This window comes from Hymenobacter wooponensis (assembly GCF_004745865.1).
GTDB classification, from domain to species: domain Bacteria; phylum Bacteroidota; class Bacteroidia; order Cytophagales; family Hymenobacteraceae; genus Hymenobacter; species Hymenobacter wooponensis.
Genome location: NZ_SRKZ01000003.1, coordinates 646135 through 660909 on the forward strand (window position 1 = coordinate 646135; position 14775 = coordinate 660909).

Here is a 14775-nt window from a genome sequence, read left to right on the forward strand (position 1 = left end):
CCTGCGGCACCACGAAACGCCTTGTCCTGTGTCACGGGGCGAATTATCCCACCTACCTCCTTCCTGGCTATGCTCACCAACGACCACATCCACGACCTGAACCAGCCCCTGCTGGATGATCACCACTTTCGCTTTAGCTATTTGACGGATTTGCTGGCTCGGCGAAGCGTGGAGGTGCAGCCCGTGGTGCAGCAACTGATCAACTTTCAGGTGGCCATTCCGAGCTGGGCATTAGGTACGGGAGGCACGCGCTTTGGGCGCTACCCGCTGGGTGGCGAGCCGCGCAGCTTGGAGGAGAAAATTGCCGATGTGGCCTTGCTCAACCGCCTCAACCGCTCGTCCAATTCCATATCCCTGCACATTCCCTGGGACATCCCGCGCGATGTGCCGGCCCTGCAGCAGCAGCTGAAAGAGTCGGGCCTGACGATTGATTCGATGAACTCGAACACGTTTCAGGACCAGAAGGAGCAGCCGTACTCCTACAAGTTTGGCTCGTTGAGCAGCACGGAGGCTTCAGTGCGCCAGCAGGCCATTCAGCACAACATTGAGTGCGTAGAGTACGGTAAGCAGCTGGGGGCCAACATCCATACGGTGTGGCTGGCCGATGGCTCCAACTTCCCTGGTCAGCAGCACGTGCGCCGCGCCTACCAGCGTACGGCAGAGTCGCTGGCCAGCATCTACGAGGCCATGCCCTCCGACATGACCATGCTCATTGAGTACAAGCCCTACGAGCCGCACTTCTACTCCATGGTGATTCCGGATTGGGGCACCTCGTACTCGCTCTGCCAGTACCTAGGCAAGAATGCGCAGGTGCTCGTAGACCTAGGCCACCACTTGCCCAACACCAACATCGAGCAGATTGTGGGCCGCCTGCTACACTTCGGACGCCTGGGTGGTTTCCACTTCAACGGCTCCATGTATGGCGACGACGACCTGACCACCGGCAGCAGCAAGCCCTTCCAGCTCTTCCTCATCTTCAATGAGCTGGTGGATGGTGCCCAGGACCAGGCCGTGACCAACGCCGCCGTGGCCTACATGATTGACGCCAGCCACAACACCAAAGACCCCCTAGAGGACCTGCTGCAGTCCGTCGAAAATATCTTGGGGGCCTATGCCAAGGCTCTGCTCGTGGACCGCGCTGCTCTCCAGGAGGCCCAGGAAAACAACGATGTGGTGCGGGCGGAGGAGATTCTGCGCGATGCCTTCCTCACGGATGTGCGCCCCCTGGTGGCGGAAGCCTACCGCCAGAGCGGCGGAGCCCTTAACCCCGTGGCCGCCTACCGCGCCGGTCAGGTGCGCCAGCAACTCATTCAGCAACGCGGCAAACTAAGCCTCTCAACCGGTCTGTAAGCATGAAAAAGTCGATCTACGCCGTGTTTGATGTGGGCAAAACGAACAAGAAGGTCATCTTGTTTGACGAGGAGCGCCGCATAATTGATGAGCACCAACAGGTGTGCCTCGAAACCGTGGACGAGGAAGGTTTTCCCTGCGAAACCCTCTCCCGCCTCTCCCAGTGGGTGCACGACCGCTGGAATGCGCTGCGCCACAATGCCCACTACAACCTGAAGGGTGTGAATTTCACCTCCTACGGAGCCAGCTACGTGCATCTGGGCGCCAACGGCCAGCCCATTCTGCCGCTTTACAACTACCTGAAGCCCCTGCCCGAAATGCTGCAGGATCGGTTTTTTGCCGAGCTAGAGCAAAGCCCCGAGGAATTTGCCGCCGAAACCTGCTCGCCTAAGCTGGGCATGCTCAACTCGGGCATGCAGCTCTACTGGCTTAAGCACCATAAGCCCGACCAGTACGCGCGCATCCGCACTTCCCTGCACCTGCCGCAGTACCTATCATACCTCATCACGGGCGAGGCCTTTAGCGACTACACCTCCGTGGGCTGCCACACTGGCCTTTGGAACTTCAAGCTAGGCCGCTACCACGATTGGGTGTACCGCGAGGGCATCGACGACAAGCTGGCGCCCCTCACCAAAGATTCCATTGCCTCCGTAGTAGATGGTATTCTGGTGGGCGTAGGCCTGCACGACAGCTCCGCCGCGCTGGTGCCCTACATGCAGGAAGATGAAAAGCCTTTCCTGCTGGTTTCCACGGGCACCTGGGCCGTGACCTTCAACCCCTTCAACCGGGAACCCCTTACGCCGGAGCTGCTGCGCCGCGACTGCCTGAGCTACCTCTCGCCCAAGGGTGAAATGACGAAAGCGTCACGGGTATTCTTCGGGCGGGAGCATGACTTCCAGGTGCAGCGCATCGCCCACCACTTCCACGTCAAGCCCGACTTCTACCAGTCGCTGATGGTGGCCCGCCCCTACGAGGAGGTGGCCGACCCCTTCCACCCCTGGTGCATGCGCGGCACGGGCCCCTTCCCCGAGGAGCAGGTAAGCGAGTGGGACCTCTCGGGCTTCAAAACGGCCGCCGATGCCTACCAGCATCTCATGCAGGGCCTGATGGGCATTCTCACGGAGTCCATCAACCTGATCCGCAAAGAGGAGAAGTTGATTTACGTGGACGGCGGCTTCGCCCGTAACCCCCTGTTCATGCAGCTGCTGGCCACCAACTTCCCCGGCGTAAAAATCCGCACCCTGGAGGTTCCGCAAGCCACGGCCCTGGGCGCCCTCATCCACATGGAGCAGGGCGAGGCCTGGAAGAAAACGCAGCTGCTGTTTAGCTGATTGTTGCTGGCTAGAGGTTAACTCCCCTCCTCAGCTGAGGAGGGGAGCTTAGTTCTGTTCGCCTTATGTCAAGAAGGCCTAATACATGAAAGTAGCCCTTTTTATTCCCTGCTACGTCGACCAGTTTTATCCGCAGGTGGGCATTGCTACCCTGCAGCTGCTGGAAAAGCTGGGCGTGCGGGCCGATTTCCCCAGGCAGCAGACCTGCTGCGGCCAGCCCATGGCCAACAGCGGCTGCGAGCGGGATGCCATTCCGGTGTACCACAACTTCGTGGACACTTTCGAGAATTACGACTACGTGGTTGGGCCCGCCGGCAGCTGCGTGTACCACGTGCGCAAGCACTTCGATATTATCGAGCAGACGCCCGCCGTCCAGCACGTGCGCACCAACACGCGCGAGCTGTTCGACTTTATCCTGAATGTGCTGGGCGTGACGGAAATACCCACTACGTTTCCCCACCGCGTAGGCCTGCACCTGAGCTGCCACGGGCAGCGCGGCCTGCACCAGGCCAACGAATCGGAGATGACGCCCGTGCGTGACGGGCAGCTGCGGCGCCTGCTCTCCGGCGTGCGGGGCCTGGAGCTAACGGAGCTAGACCGCAACGACGAGTGCTGCGGCTTCGGGGGCACCTTTTGCGTGAGTGAGGCCGGCATCTCCGCCCGCATGGGCCAGGACCGCGTGCACGACCACGTGCGCAACGGCACCGAGGTGCTCACCGGCGGCGATATGTCGTGCCTGATGCACCTGGAAGGCATTGTGCGCCGGCAGAAGCTGCCCATCCGGGTGCTGCACGCGGCCGAAATCCTTAACGGCATCCTGTTATGAGCCACTCTCAGCGTTCCGATATTTTCCTGCTCGATGCCGAGCGCACCACCTGGCACGACGAGACGCTGTGGTTTGTGCGCCAGAAGCGCGACAAAGCCGTGTACGCTACGCCGGAGTTCCAGGAGCTGCGCCAGCTTGCCTCCGACATCAAGGACCACACGCTGAGCCGCCTGAATTTCTACCTGCAGCAGTTCGAGGAAAATGCCCGCCGCAACGGCGTGCAGGTGCACTGGGCCGCCGATGCCGCGGAGCACAACGCCATCGTGCTCGGCCTGTTGCGCCAGCACGGCGCCACCCGGGTGGTCAAGAGCAAGTCCATGCTCACGGAGGAATGCCACCTCAACCCCTACCTCACCCAGCACGGCATTGAGGTAATTGACACCGACCTGGGGGAGCGCATCATTCAGCTGCGAGAGGAAGCACCCAGCCACGTGGTGCTGCCCGCCATCCACCTGAAAAAGGAGGATGTGGGCGACACCTTTCACCTCCACCTGGGCACCACCAAAGGCAACAACGACCCCCAGCAGCTCACCGAAACCGCCCGCCAGCACCTGCGCGAGAAGTTTCTGGCGGGGCAGGTGGCTATATCGGGGGTGAACTTCGCCGTGGCCGAAACGGGCTCGGTGGTCGTGTGCACCAACGAGGGCAACGCCGACCTGGGCGTGAACCTGGCTAAGGTGCACATTGCCTGCATGGGCATGGAAAAGCTGATTCCGCGCCTCTCCGACCTGAGCGTGTTCACGCGCATTCTTACCCGCAGCGCCACGGGCCAGCCGGTTACTACCTACACTTCCCACTTCACCAGGCCAGGGGAGGGCAAGGAAATGCACATAGTCATCGTCGACAATGGGCGCACCAAGCAGCTCGGCCGCCCCGACTTCCGGGCGTCCCTGAAGTGCATCCGGTGCGGGGCCTGCATGAACACCTGCCCGGTGTACCGCCGCAGCGGGGGCCACAGCTACGACTTCACGATTCCCGGCCCCATTGGCGCCATTCTTTCGCCCAACATCGACATGCGCAAGCATGCCTCCCTGCCCTTTGCCAGCACCCTCTGCGGCTCCTGCACGGATGTCTGCCCGGTGAAAATAGACATCCACACCCAGCTGTATAAGTGGCGGCAGGTGCTAGGCCAGGCGGGGGAAATTCCGGCCAGCAAAAAGTGGAGCATGCGCCTGCTCAGCCGGGTGCTCTCCAAGCCGGGCATGTACAGCCTCGGCGGCCGGGTGGCCCGGCAGGGGCTGCGCCTGCTCCCCCACGGCCTCACCCACGCCGGCGGCTACAACCCCTGGGCCATTGCCCGGGAGCTACCCGAGCCCCCCAGGCAAAGCTTCCGCGAGTGGTACGCTGAACAGGCCGGGCAATAATCAGCCTCGCTCTTCATGTCGAGCTTATCAAGACATCTCGCATGCTGACGTTGCCCTTATAACCCGCATGTCATCCTGACGAAGGAAGGATCTTCTCAGGTGTGAACGACTGGCGTAGAACGATCCGTGCTGACGTGGTAAGATCCTTCGCAAGCTCAGGATGACGTGCTTTTATCTTTAATGCTCCATCACTTTTCACCTCATCCCTTCACCCTTGACTTCTTCCCGCGAAAAAATTCTGGCGGCCGTGCGCGCCAACCAGCCCGCTGAATTGCCGCTGCCCACCGTGCCTCTGTTTGAGGGTGATGACTCGGTGGAGAAGTTCACGGCTATTCTGCAGGGCATAGGTGGGCAGGTGGTGGAGGTGACGGATGTTGCCCGGCTTCCGGAAGTTATTCATGGTCTGTACCCCACTGATTACCGCATTGCCTCTCCCCTGCTGCCCGAGGCCAACGTGCCGGTAGATGCGAATACTTCCATTGAGGTGCTGGCCGGCGTGGAGCTGGCCGTGCTGCAGGGCGAGTTTGGCGTAGTGGAGAACGGCACCATCTGGGTGCCCGAGGCCAACATGCTGCACCGCGCCCTGCCCATGATAACCCAGCACCTGGCCCTGGTGCTCGACCGGCGCCACCTGGTAGCCACCATGCACCAGGCCTATGCCCGCCTGACCTCCGTGGGGAGCTACGGCACCTTTCTGGCGGGCCCGTCTAAAACGGCGGATATTGAGCAGTCGTTGGTGATTGGGGCCCATGGCGCCCGGAGCATGACGGTGCTACTGGTGTAGGCTTATGGCGAGGCGGGCCGTAAAGCATTTCGGCTGGTAGTGCGTTTAGTCTTCTAGTTGGGGAGATGAAGCCCTGACGCAATAGGCCTACAACTAGCTGCCGGTATGAAAAACGAGTTGGCGTATCAACTGGCGAAGCCCGAACTGGCCCTGGCCCAGCTGGTAGAAAGCTTCTGGATGCTGAAAACGGACGCGGGAGCCGATAAAACCATCATGGTGCTGCCCGATGGGCGCATAGATGTGCTGTTTTCCTACTCCGCAACCGAGCCCTTTCATGCTACGCTGATGGGCCTAGGCACGGAAGCAGGCCCCACCACACTGGCGGCCGGAATGGTCATGTACGCGGTCAGCCTCCGCCCCCTGGCCGCCGAATACCTGCTCCAGACCAGCGTGGCGGATATTGTGAATACTGCCCGACTGCTCCCCTCCGGCTTCTGGGGCATCACGCTAGCTGACCTAACAGATTTAGGTCAGTTTTGCGCCAAGCTGAGCACCCAGCTTTTAGGCCTACTTCCCGCCACTATTGATGTGCGCAAGCAGCGCCTCTTTGCGACCCTCACCGCCACTAATGGCACGCTGCCCGTGCAGGAGCTGGCAGAAGAGGCGGGCTGGAGCAGCCGGCAGATTAACCGCTACTTTCAGCAGTATTTCGGTATCTCGCTGAAGACCTATTGCGCCATTTTGCGCTTTCGAGCTTCTTTCCCGCAGCTGAAAGCCGGCCACTTATTTCCGGAACTACCCTTCGCCGACCAGGCGCACTTCATTCGGGAAGTGCGCAAGTTTGCGGGGGTGCGCCCCAAAGAACTGGCCCGCAACCTCGACGACCGATTTATACAATTTTCCGCCTGGCCCGCCGAATAGCTTTGCCTTCGTACTTATCAACTACGAATGACCATGCTACTCACTGGTAAAAAAACAGCCATTATTGGCGGCGGCCCCGGTGGCCTCACCCTAGCCCGCCTACTCCAGCAGCGCGGAGCCGAGGTAACGGTTTTCGAGCGCGACACCGACCGCACCGCCCGCCAGCAGGGCGCCACCCTCGACCTGCACGACGAATCGGGCCTGCGCGCCCTCACGGAAGCGGGCCTCCTCGCCGCCTTCCAGCAGCACTACCGCCCCGGCGCCGACAAAATCCGCCTGACGGATGGTCAGGCCAACATTCTCTACGATCAGCACCAGGAAACCGACGCGGCCACCTTCGGCCACGAGCACTTCCGGCCCGAAATTGACCGGGGCCCGTTGCGCGACCTGCTCCTCGACTCACTCCAGCCCGACACTATCGTTTGGGACAGTCAATTGCTAGGCCTGGAGCCGCTTGCCGAGGGCTGGCAGCTCCGTTTCCGCAATGGCACCACCGCGTACGCCGACTTGGTAGTAGGCGCCGATGGAGCTAACTCGAAAGTGCGCCCGCTGGTAACGCCCACTCAGCCGTTTTTTACGGGGTTTACGGTAGTGGAAGGCAACGTGTACGAGGCGGTCCGGCACGCGCCGGCCATGGCGGCGCTGGTGCAAGGCGGAAAAGTGTTTGCCCTTGACGGCAAGCAGTCCATAATCATTAGTGCCAAGGGCGACGGTAGCATCTCCTTCTATACCGGGCAGCGTACCTCGGAGGCGTGGGTGCAGGAAAGCGGCATCAACTTCCAGAACCCGCAGCAGGTAGCGCAGTGGTTTGCCCATGATTTTGCGGACTGGCACCCCATTTGGCGCGAGTTGGTTGCTACTGACCAGGCTTACTTCGTGCCTCGCCCCCAATACTGCATGCCCCTCAATCAGCACTGGGACGCACAGCCGAACCTTACGCTACTCGGCGACGCGGCCCACCTCATGCCGCCGTACGCCGGTGAAGGTGTGAATATGGCCATGCTCGATGCCCTGGAGCTGAGCAACTGCCTGACTAGCCCTGCCTTTTCCAGCACCCGTGAGGCTATTGCCCAGTATGAAACCGAGATGCGCCGCCGCGCCGCCGAAGCCGCTCATATGTCGATAGTATCAATGGAGGAGCTGCACTCGCCCAACGGCATCGCCTGGATGAGCCAGGTGGTAAGTCCTATTTTGAGTAACTGAACATACATTTTACGCGAGTCCACCATTAGCAAGTAGTGGTCTTAACACCGATGTACACCTCGTTTGTCAAGCCGGCGCAAACTGATATGTCTCGACAAGACTTTGATAGACTCCACCCAATCGAGCGCATAATCGGAGCGTTTTTGCTTTTGATGCCGCCAGTTGGTTGACTGGTGCTATGCAGGTACGGATAAGGGCATAATAGCCCATTGCAGTTGACCAAACCGGTACTTGGCAAGGGCAAGCATTCATGCTGCCCTTGCCACAACGCGTGAATTCCCGTACACTTGCAAGGGACTTGTGTTCCTACTATCACCCCAAGCGGGCGACTTTCGCAGTCGATTCGGTTGGGGTGTACTTCTTTCTAACTGGTATGGAGCACCCCTTAGACAACCCCATCTGGCAAGCCCTGTCCACCGGCAATAAAGCCCTGGCTATAGGCGACGAGCTAGCCCAGGTCTTACCGCGCGACATCGGCGCTTTCGCAGGCCTGGCGGAGTACACTCCCCGCGCCTTTGCCCGCCTGCACGAACTGACCATAGCGGGTGGGCCGACCGTGCTCTTCACCGCCGAGCCCATCCAGTTGCCGGCGGGTTGGCGGCTGCTTCTGCACAAGGAGCTATTGCAGTTGGTGTATCCGCATTCTACGGTTCCTTCTGTTGAGGTCGGTAGCGTAGTAGCCTTAAAGGAACGGGATGTACCAGCCATGCTAGATCTTACGGCCCTAACCAACCCGGGCCCATTCCTGGCGCGCACCATTGCTTTTGGTCAGTATCACGGCATTTTTCAGGACGGCCAGCTGGTGGCCATGGCCGGACAACGGCTGCAACCCACACCCTATACTGAAATCAGCGCGGTGTGCACCCATCCTGCGCATCTCGGCCGTGGGTATGCCCGGCAACTGGTGCTGCATCAAATAGGTCTCATCCTCGCGGCAGGCCACCTGCCCTTTTTGCACGTGAACGAAGACAATGCCACAGCCTACGCTTTGTACCTGAAACTCGGCTTCTCCCTCCGCCGACGCCTGCATGTGTATGTGCTCGAAAAGCAGGTGGAGTAGTCGTTACGTACCTTTTCTTCTACCTGTTTGAATCCTGTTATCATCATTGGAGCGGGCCTAGCGGGCCTGACTGCCGCCCAGGCACTACACGCCGCCGGGCGAGCCGTACTCGTCTTGGAAGCCCGCTCCCGGGTAGGCGGGCGTACGCTTGCCGTACCGGCCGTGCCGGGCAGCCCGGAGGAAGAATGGCTCGACATTGGGGCCACCTGGGGATGGGCCCACCATCCGTACTTGATGCAGCTGCTCGCACAACTGCAGCTGCCCCCCTTCGCACAGTACAGCACGGGGGCTATGGCCTATGAAACGCCCGACCAGATACACCAGCTAGCTTACCCAGCTACGGGAGCCCCTTACCTGCGGCTGCCGGGCGGAGCGGCGGCCCTTTGTACTAAATTAGCCCGCCAAATGCCGGAAACCAGTCTGCAGCTCAACACCTGCGTAACAGCGCTACGCCAGCTACCAAACGATGGTGGAGTAGAAGTAGTAGCGGAGTTGAACGGCCACGAGCACCGTACCGTTGGGGCCGCTGTGATACTAGCGCTGCCGCCGCGGCTAGTAGCCCAACATATTCACTTTGCCCCGGCGCTTCCTCAAGCGGTGCAACAAACGCTGTCGGCCGTACCCACCTGGATGAGCCATGCCATGAAAAGTATGGTTGTTTACCCCGAGCCTTTCTGGCGGGCACAGGGGTCATCGGGCTTTGCTATCAGTCAAGTGGGACCTTTGGGAGAAATTCATGATGCCTCGCCGGCGGCCGGACAGGTCGGCGCCCTGTTTGGCTTCTTCACCACTGGGCATCCGATGCGCTCTGCTTCAGCGGCGGAGCGGCAGGCGGCCGTCCTGATCCAGCTAACGCGTCTGTTTGGTCCGAGTGCCAGCAAACCTCTCGCGTACCATGAACTGGATTGGACTCGGGAGCCGTTCACTAGTATCTCCGGCGACGAGCAGCCACCATCGCAGGTACCCTTGCAGGGGCCAGAGCTTCTGCAGCAAGCATACTGGAACGGGCGGCTCCACTGGGCCGGAGCGGAAACCTCCGTAAGCGAATGGGGTCGTTTAGATGGGGCTGTTGAGTCGGGCTGGCGAGCGGCCCGGCAGGTGCTAACGGCTACCTCCGCAGGCTAGGTGGCCTATGGTGTGCTGCGCTACCCCCTCGTCTTAGGCATTTGCCAATGCCCGGTCCAGATGCACGTAGCCGCCATCCACGTATATGAGTTGGCCGGTGGTGTGACTGCTGCGCTCGGAGAGCAGGAAGGCGGTGGTGTTAGCAATTTCCTCAGCGGTAGTCATGCGGTGGCCTAGCGGGATGCGGGCCGTGATTTCACGCAGCTTTTCCCCGGAGTTTTCTAGGGTTTGAATCCATGATTCGTACTGGGGCGTCCAGCATTCGGCTACTACCACGGCGTTTACCCGAATGCCGTACTTGAGCAACTCCACCGCCCACTCACGGGTGAGGGCATTGCGGCCGCCGTTGGCCGCGGCATAGGCCGACGTGTTACCCTGGCCCGTTTCGGCGGTTTTGGAGCTGATATTCACGATGGCGCCACGCGACTTTTTCAGCTCCGGCAGCGCGTAGTGGGCCAGCAGGTAGTAGTGCACCAGGTTCTTATGCAGGCTAGCCAGAAAGCGCGGGTAGTCACCGTGCTCTAGGCCTACTCCATCGTTCACGCCTGCATTGTTCACCAGCCCGTCAATCCGCCCGAACTGGCCTAGCACGGCTTGCACGGCCGCCTCGCAGGCGGCGGGGTCCGAAAGCTCAGCTACCACATGGGCGGCCCGGCCGCCAGTGGAGGCAATGGCCGCTACGGTGGCTTGGTTGTCGGTTTCGTTGCGGCCCAGGATGACCGGCACGGCTCCTTCCTGCGCCAGCACGCGCACAATACCTTCCCCAATGCCTTTCGCCCCGCCGCTGACGATGACAACCTTATCCGTGAGCTGTAAATCCATCGTGTGATTATTCTTGTAAGCGGTAAAACTGCGTGGCGGTATCGCCCCAGAAACTGGCCTGTTCAGCAGCACTGAATTCGGATAGGTAGTCCTCCACTAGGCCTAGTGCCCGGCTGTAGCCGCCGGCCACGGTACACACGGGCCAGTCGGAGCCGAACATGAGCCGCTGCGGGCCAAACGCTTCAAACGCCGCCTCCAGATAGGGCCGGAATTCTGCGGGTTGCCAGCGGTGCCACTCGGCTTCCGTGACCAGGCCGGATACTTTGCAGAAGACGTTTTCGTGGGCCGCTAGCGCCTGCAGCTGCTGGCGCCAGGGTTCCAGGGCGCCAGCTTTAATGAAAGGCTTAGCCAGATGATCGACGACCAGCGGCTGCTCCTGAAAGCGCTTCGCCAGCTCCGTTGCGTAGGCCAGTTGATTAGGCCTGATGAGCAAGTCGTAGGTAAATCCGTGCGCAAACAGCGAGGCTAGGCCACGTTGGAAGGCGGGCGTGAGCATGAGCGCCTGGTCCGCTTCGCCCTGCAGAATGTGCCGAAACCCTTTGAGCTGCGGGAACTGGGCGTAGCGCTCCAGGCGCCGCGCCACATCGGGGGCCTGCAGATCTATCCACCCCACCACGCCCTTGATGCTGGAGTTCTTGGTAGCGTGGTACAACAGGAAAATCGTCTCGGCTTCTGACTGGTCCGCTTGCACGGCTACGCAGCCATCGAGGCGGTGCTGGCCTAGCAGCGGCTCCAGGTCCGCGGGCAGAAAGTCGCGGCGGAGCGCGCTCATCTCGTTGGTTATCCAGGCGTCGCGCTCCGGCTGGTACTGCCAGAAGTGGACGTGAGAATCAATTCTGGCCATAGGCTTTTACCTGCTGGCGTGATGAGCCCAGGCCGTCAATTCCCAGTTCTACCACGTCGCCGGGCTTCAGGTACACGGGCGGCTTGAACCCTAGGCCTACCCCGGCGGGCGTGCCCGTGGAGATGATGTCGCCGGGCAGCAGGGTCATGAACTGGCTGAGGTAGGAAATCAGGTAGGGCACCTTGAAGATGAGGTTTTGGGTGGTGCCGTCCTGCATCATCTGCCCGTTCACCGACAGCCACAGGCGCAGGTTGTCTACGTCCGGAATCTCATCCACCGTCGCCAGGAAGGGACCTACCGGCGCGAAAGTGTCGCAGCCCTTGCCCTTGTCCCAGGTGCCGCCTCGCTCCAGCTGAAACTCCCGCTCCGACACGTCGTTGTGCAGGGCATAGCCGGCAATGTAGTCGGCCGCGTCAGCCTCCTCCACGTAGGAAGCTCGCTTGCCAATCACCACGGCCAGTTCCACCTCCCAGTCGGTTTTCACGGAGTTCTTAGGAATAATCAAGTTGTCATTCGGCCCCACCAGGGAGGTAGTCGACTTCATGAACAGAATGGGCTCGGTGGGCGGCGTAGCGCCCGTTTCGCGGGCGTGGTCAACGTAATTGAGGCCGATGCACACGATTTTGGAGGGCCGCGCCACCGGGGAGCCCAGCCGCACTTCCTCTCCCACCACGGGCAGCTGTCCCGCGTTAGCCTGCACAAATGCCGCTAGTCGCGCTAGGCCACCGGTGGCAAAGAAGGCCTCGTTGTAATCCTCCCCAAAAGCGGAGACATCGTACTTCTGGTCGTTGAGAATGACTCCGGGTTTCTCCTGATCGGGCTGGCCGTGGCGGATTAGCTTCATCGTGGCTTCGGGGTTTATGTGCAGGGTATGGTTGCGGAAATAGCGGGTTGGTTGCTTCCGCGGGCAACTTAAATCGGGGACTAGGCGGCAAATGCTAGTTATTCAGCTTGATAAATCCACCATCCAGGGGATAGTCGCAGCCCGTCACGAAGCCGGCTTCATCGGAGCACAGGTACAGGGCCAGGGCAGCTACCTCTTCAGGCTTGCCCATGCGACCGATGGGCTGGCTGCGCGAGAGTTTATCGAAGATTTCCGCTTCCTGACCGGCGTAATTTTTGGCGATAAACCCATCCACAAAAGGCGTGTGCACCCGGGCCGGGGAGATGCTGTTGCAGCGGATGCCGGCCGCCAGATAGTCGCGGGCCACGGAGAGCGTCATAGCGTAAATAGCACCTTTGCTCATGGAGTAAGCAAACCGGTCGGTGATGCCCACCACGGCGGCAATGGAGGCCATGTTCAGAATTACCCCCTGGCCCCGCCGCTTCATGAGGGGCAGCGCCGCGAACAGGCAGTTGTAGGCCCCTTTCACATTCACCTGGTACACGCGCTCAAAGTCGGCTTCGGTGGTATTCTCCGCGTTTCCGACGTGGGCAATGCCGGCGTTGTTTACCAGAATATCAACCTGCCCAATGTGCTGAAATACCTCCACCACCTGGGTTTGCTGGCTGATATCGAGGTGGTGAGCATGGGACTGGCCTCCCGTCTGCTCAATCAGGCCTACGGTTTCTGCCGCGGCTTCAGCGTTGAGTTCTACCACGTGCACGGTGGCGCCCTGCTTGGCAAACAGCTGGCCTATGGCCCGACCAATTCCACTACCGCCGCCGGTAATCACGGCGCTTTTCCCTTGGAGACTGAACATGAAGATGCTTGACCGTTTAAAGCAGCACTAGTGCGCCGCCACTAGCGAAATTTCTTGCGGATTTACTCGGGTGCGGGCGTTACGAAGCGCGAAGTACAGCACCACTAAAAAGCACACGCCCGGCACCACGTAGGCGGTTTGAATAGAGCTGGCATCCGACACGCGGCCCATGAGCACTGGAAAAACCGCGCCGCCCACAATGGCCATAATCAGGTAGGAAGAGCCCTCCTTGGTCTTCGCCCCCAGCCCCCTGATGCTCAGAGAAAAGATGGTAGGAAACATGATGGACATGAAGAACTCCACGCCCATGAGCGCATACACCGGCAGCTGGCCCTTCAGCGTCACGGCCAGGCCAATCAGCCCCACATTCACCAAGCTGTAGGTTGCCAACAAGCGCGCGGGCGCCACCACCCGCATAAGCGCCGTGCCAATAAACCGCCCCGCCATAAAGCCCAGCAGCGCCCCCGACAGGTAGAGCGTGGCCGCCTGCTCCTGGATACCCGCTACGCCCCCCGCAAACCGGATAAAAAAGCTGCTTAAACATACCTGGGCGCCCACGTAGAAGAACTGTGCCACCACGCCCCACAGCAGGTTTTTCTCCTGCCACAACGAGCGCCCTCCACCCGTGGTAGTTGCTACAGGCTCCGTGATGTCGGGCAGGCGCGTGAAGTAGATCACCACGGCCACCGCCAGCACCACCAGCCCAATAATGAGGTAAGGCAGCTGCACCGTGGCGGCCTCTTGGCTGAGGTAAGTAGCAAGTTGCTCGGGCGCCATGGCTGCTTCCTGCGTCGGTGTGAGGCTGCGTCCCGATAGAATAACCTGCCCGCCCAGCAAAGGGGCCAGCGTGGCCGCCAGCCCGTTAAACGACTGCGCAAAGTTCAGGCGCTGCGTGGCTCCTTCGGGGTCACCGAGTACTGTGATGTAGGGATTGGCGGCCGTTTCCAGAAAGGTCAGGCCGCTGGCAATGATGAACAGGGCCACTAGAAAGAAACCGTAGGTGCGGGTAGCCGCGGCGGGGTAAAACAGAAACGCCCCAGTAGCAAATAGCAACAGGCCTAGCAGAATGCCGCCCTTGTACCCATAGCGCTTCATAAACTGCCCCGCCGGCAGCGCCACCAGAAAATACGCCGCGAAGAAAGCCGAATCAATCAGCGCCGATTGAGTATCCGTCAGCTGGCAAGCTTTTTTCAGATGCGGTATCAGCACCGGATTCAGGTTCACGGCGAAGCCCCACAGGAAAAACAGCGAGGTAATCAGCCCCACCGCAAACAGGTTCTGGTTCTTCTTCATGCAGGGTGGGATTGAGGCAGCACAGTAGCCTGGAGCGGTATGAGAACGTCACTCCCCTCCTCAGATGATTCCGCGTATTAAGCGGCGTGGGGTTGGGAGTGGTTGAAGTGGCCTAGAACGAGTACTCTAGTCTGTCATTCCGAGCGTAGTCGAGGAATCTCGCGTGCTGACGTTGTGGTGGTAATCCATTACACCCATACGTCATCCTA

14 protein-coding genes are annotated in these 14775 nt (G+C 60.5%); 9 read left to right on the top strand and 5 right to left on the bottom strand.

The features are described 5' to 3' along the window. The first annotated feature begins 69 nt into the window (after positions 1–69). From EU557_RS12980 to EU557_RS13020, 9 genes are all read left to right on the top strand, one after another. The gene (locus EU557_RS12980) at positions 70–1350 is read left to right on the top strand and encodes a sugar isomerase (protein ID WP_135530865.1); all 1281 of its coding nucleotides are present in this window, start codon (positions 70–72) and stop codon (positions 1348–1350) included. Positions 1351–1352: 2 nt separating this feature from the next. Continuing rightward, positions 1353–2681: an FGGY-family carbohydrate kinase gene (locus tag EU557_RS12985; RefSeq protein WP_135530866.1), complete on the top strand. Its 1329-nt coding sequence runs from the start codon at positions 1353–1355 to the stop codon at positions 2679–2681. Between the two features lie 85 nt (positions 2682–2766). Beyond that, complete coding sequence (locus tag EU557_RS12990) at positions 2767–3507, top strand: (Fe-S)-binding protein (protein ID WP_135530867.1); 741 nt, start codon at positions 2767–2769, stop codon at positions 3505–3507. Next, positions 3504–4871, top strand: a complete 1368-nt coding sequence (locus EU557_RS12995; RefSeq protein WP_135530868.1) for a lactate utilization protein B — start codon at positions 3504–3506, stop codon at positions 4869–4871. The genes EU557_RS12990 and EU557_RS12995 overlap by 4 nt, the downstream gene beginning before the upstream one ends. Before the next feature lie 214 nt (positions 4872–5085). Beyond that, a complete protein-coding gene (locus EU557_RS13000; protein WP_245326256.1) occupies positions 5086–5655 on the top strand; it encodes a LutC/YkgG family protein in 570 nt (189 codons plus the stop codon). A 105-nt stretch (positions 5656–5760) separates the two neighbouring features. Then, a complete protein-coding gene (locus tag EU557_RS13005) occupies positions 5761–6516 on the top strand; it encodes a helix-turn-helix domain-containing protein (RefSeq protein WP_135530870.1) in 756 nt (251 codons plus the stop codon). Positions 6517–6543: 27 nt separating this feature from the next. Next, the gene (locus EU557_RS13010; protein WP_245326257.1) at positions 6544–7719 is read left to right on the top strand and encodes an FAD-dependent oxidoreductase; all 1176 of its coding nucleotides are present in this window, start codon (positions 6544–6546) and stop codon (positions 7717–7719) included. A gap of 373 nt (positions 7720–8092) precedes the next feature. Next, entirely contained in the window at positions 8093–8779 is a 687-nt protein-coding gene (locus EU557_RS13015; protein WP_167855190.1) for a GNAT family N-acetyltransferase, read from the top strand. Positions 8780–8806: 27 nt separating this feature from the next. Further along, entirely contained in the window at positions 8807–9904 is a 1098-nt protein-coding gene (locus EU557_RS13020) for a flavin monoamine oxidase family protein (protein WP_135530872.1), read from the top strand. Positions 9905–9937: 33 nt separating this feature from the next. Here EU557_RS13020 and EU557_RS13025 read toward each other — a convergent pair whose 3' ends face one another. The 5 genes from EU557_RS13025 to fucP all read right to left on the bottom strand — a co-directional run bounded on the left by EU557_RS13025 (position 9938) and on the right by fucP (position 14566). Continuing rightward, entirely contained in the window at positions 9938–10726 is a 789-nt protein-coding gene (locus EU557_RS13025; RefSeq protein WP_135530873.1) for an L-fucose dehydrogenase, read from the bottom strand. Between the two features lie 7 nt (positions 10727–10733). After that, positions 10734–11570 carry an amidohydrolase family protein gene (locus EU557_RS13030; protein WP_135530874.1) on the bottom strand — a complete coding sequence of 279 codons (837 nt, stop codon included), beginning with the start codon at positions 11568–11570 and terminating at the stop codon, positions 10734–10736. Beyond that, the gene (locus EU557_RS13035) at positions 11557–12414 is read right to left on the bottom strand and encodes a fumarylacetoacetate hydrolase family protein (protein ID WP_135530875.1); all 858 of its coding nucleotides are present in this window, start codon (positions 12412–12414) and stop codon (positions 11557–11559) included. The genes EU557_RS13030 and EU557_RS13035 overlap by 14 nt, the downstream gene beginning before the upstream one ends. 94 nt (positions 12415–12508) lie before the next feature. Beyond that, positions 12509–13273: an SDR family NAD(P)-dependent oxidoreductase gene (locus tag EU557_RS13040; RefSeq protein WP_135530876.1), complete on the bottom strand. Its 765-nt coding sequence runs from the start codon at positions 13271–13273 to the stop codon at positions 12509–12511. Between the two features lie 27 nt (positions 13274–13300). Beyond that, positions 13301–14566, bottom strand: coding sequence for an L-fucose:H+ symporter permease (gene fucP, locus EU557_RS13045; protein ID WP_135530877.1), 1266 nt, complete (start codon positions 14564–14566; stop codon positions 13301–13303). Positions 14567–14775: the final 209 nt, after the last annotated feature.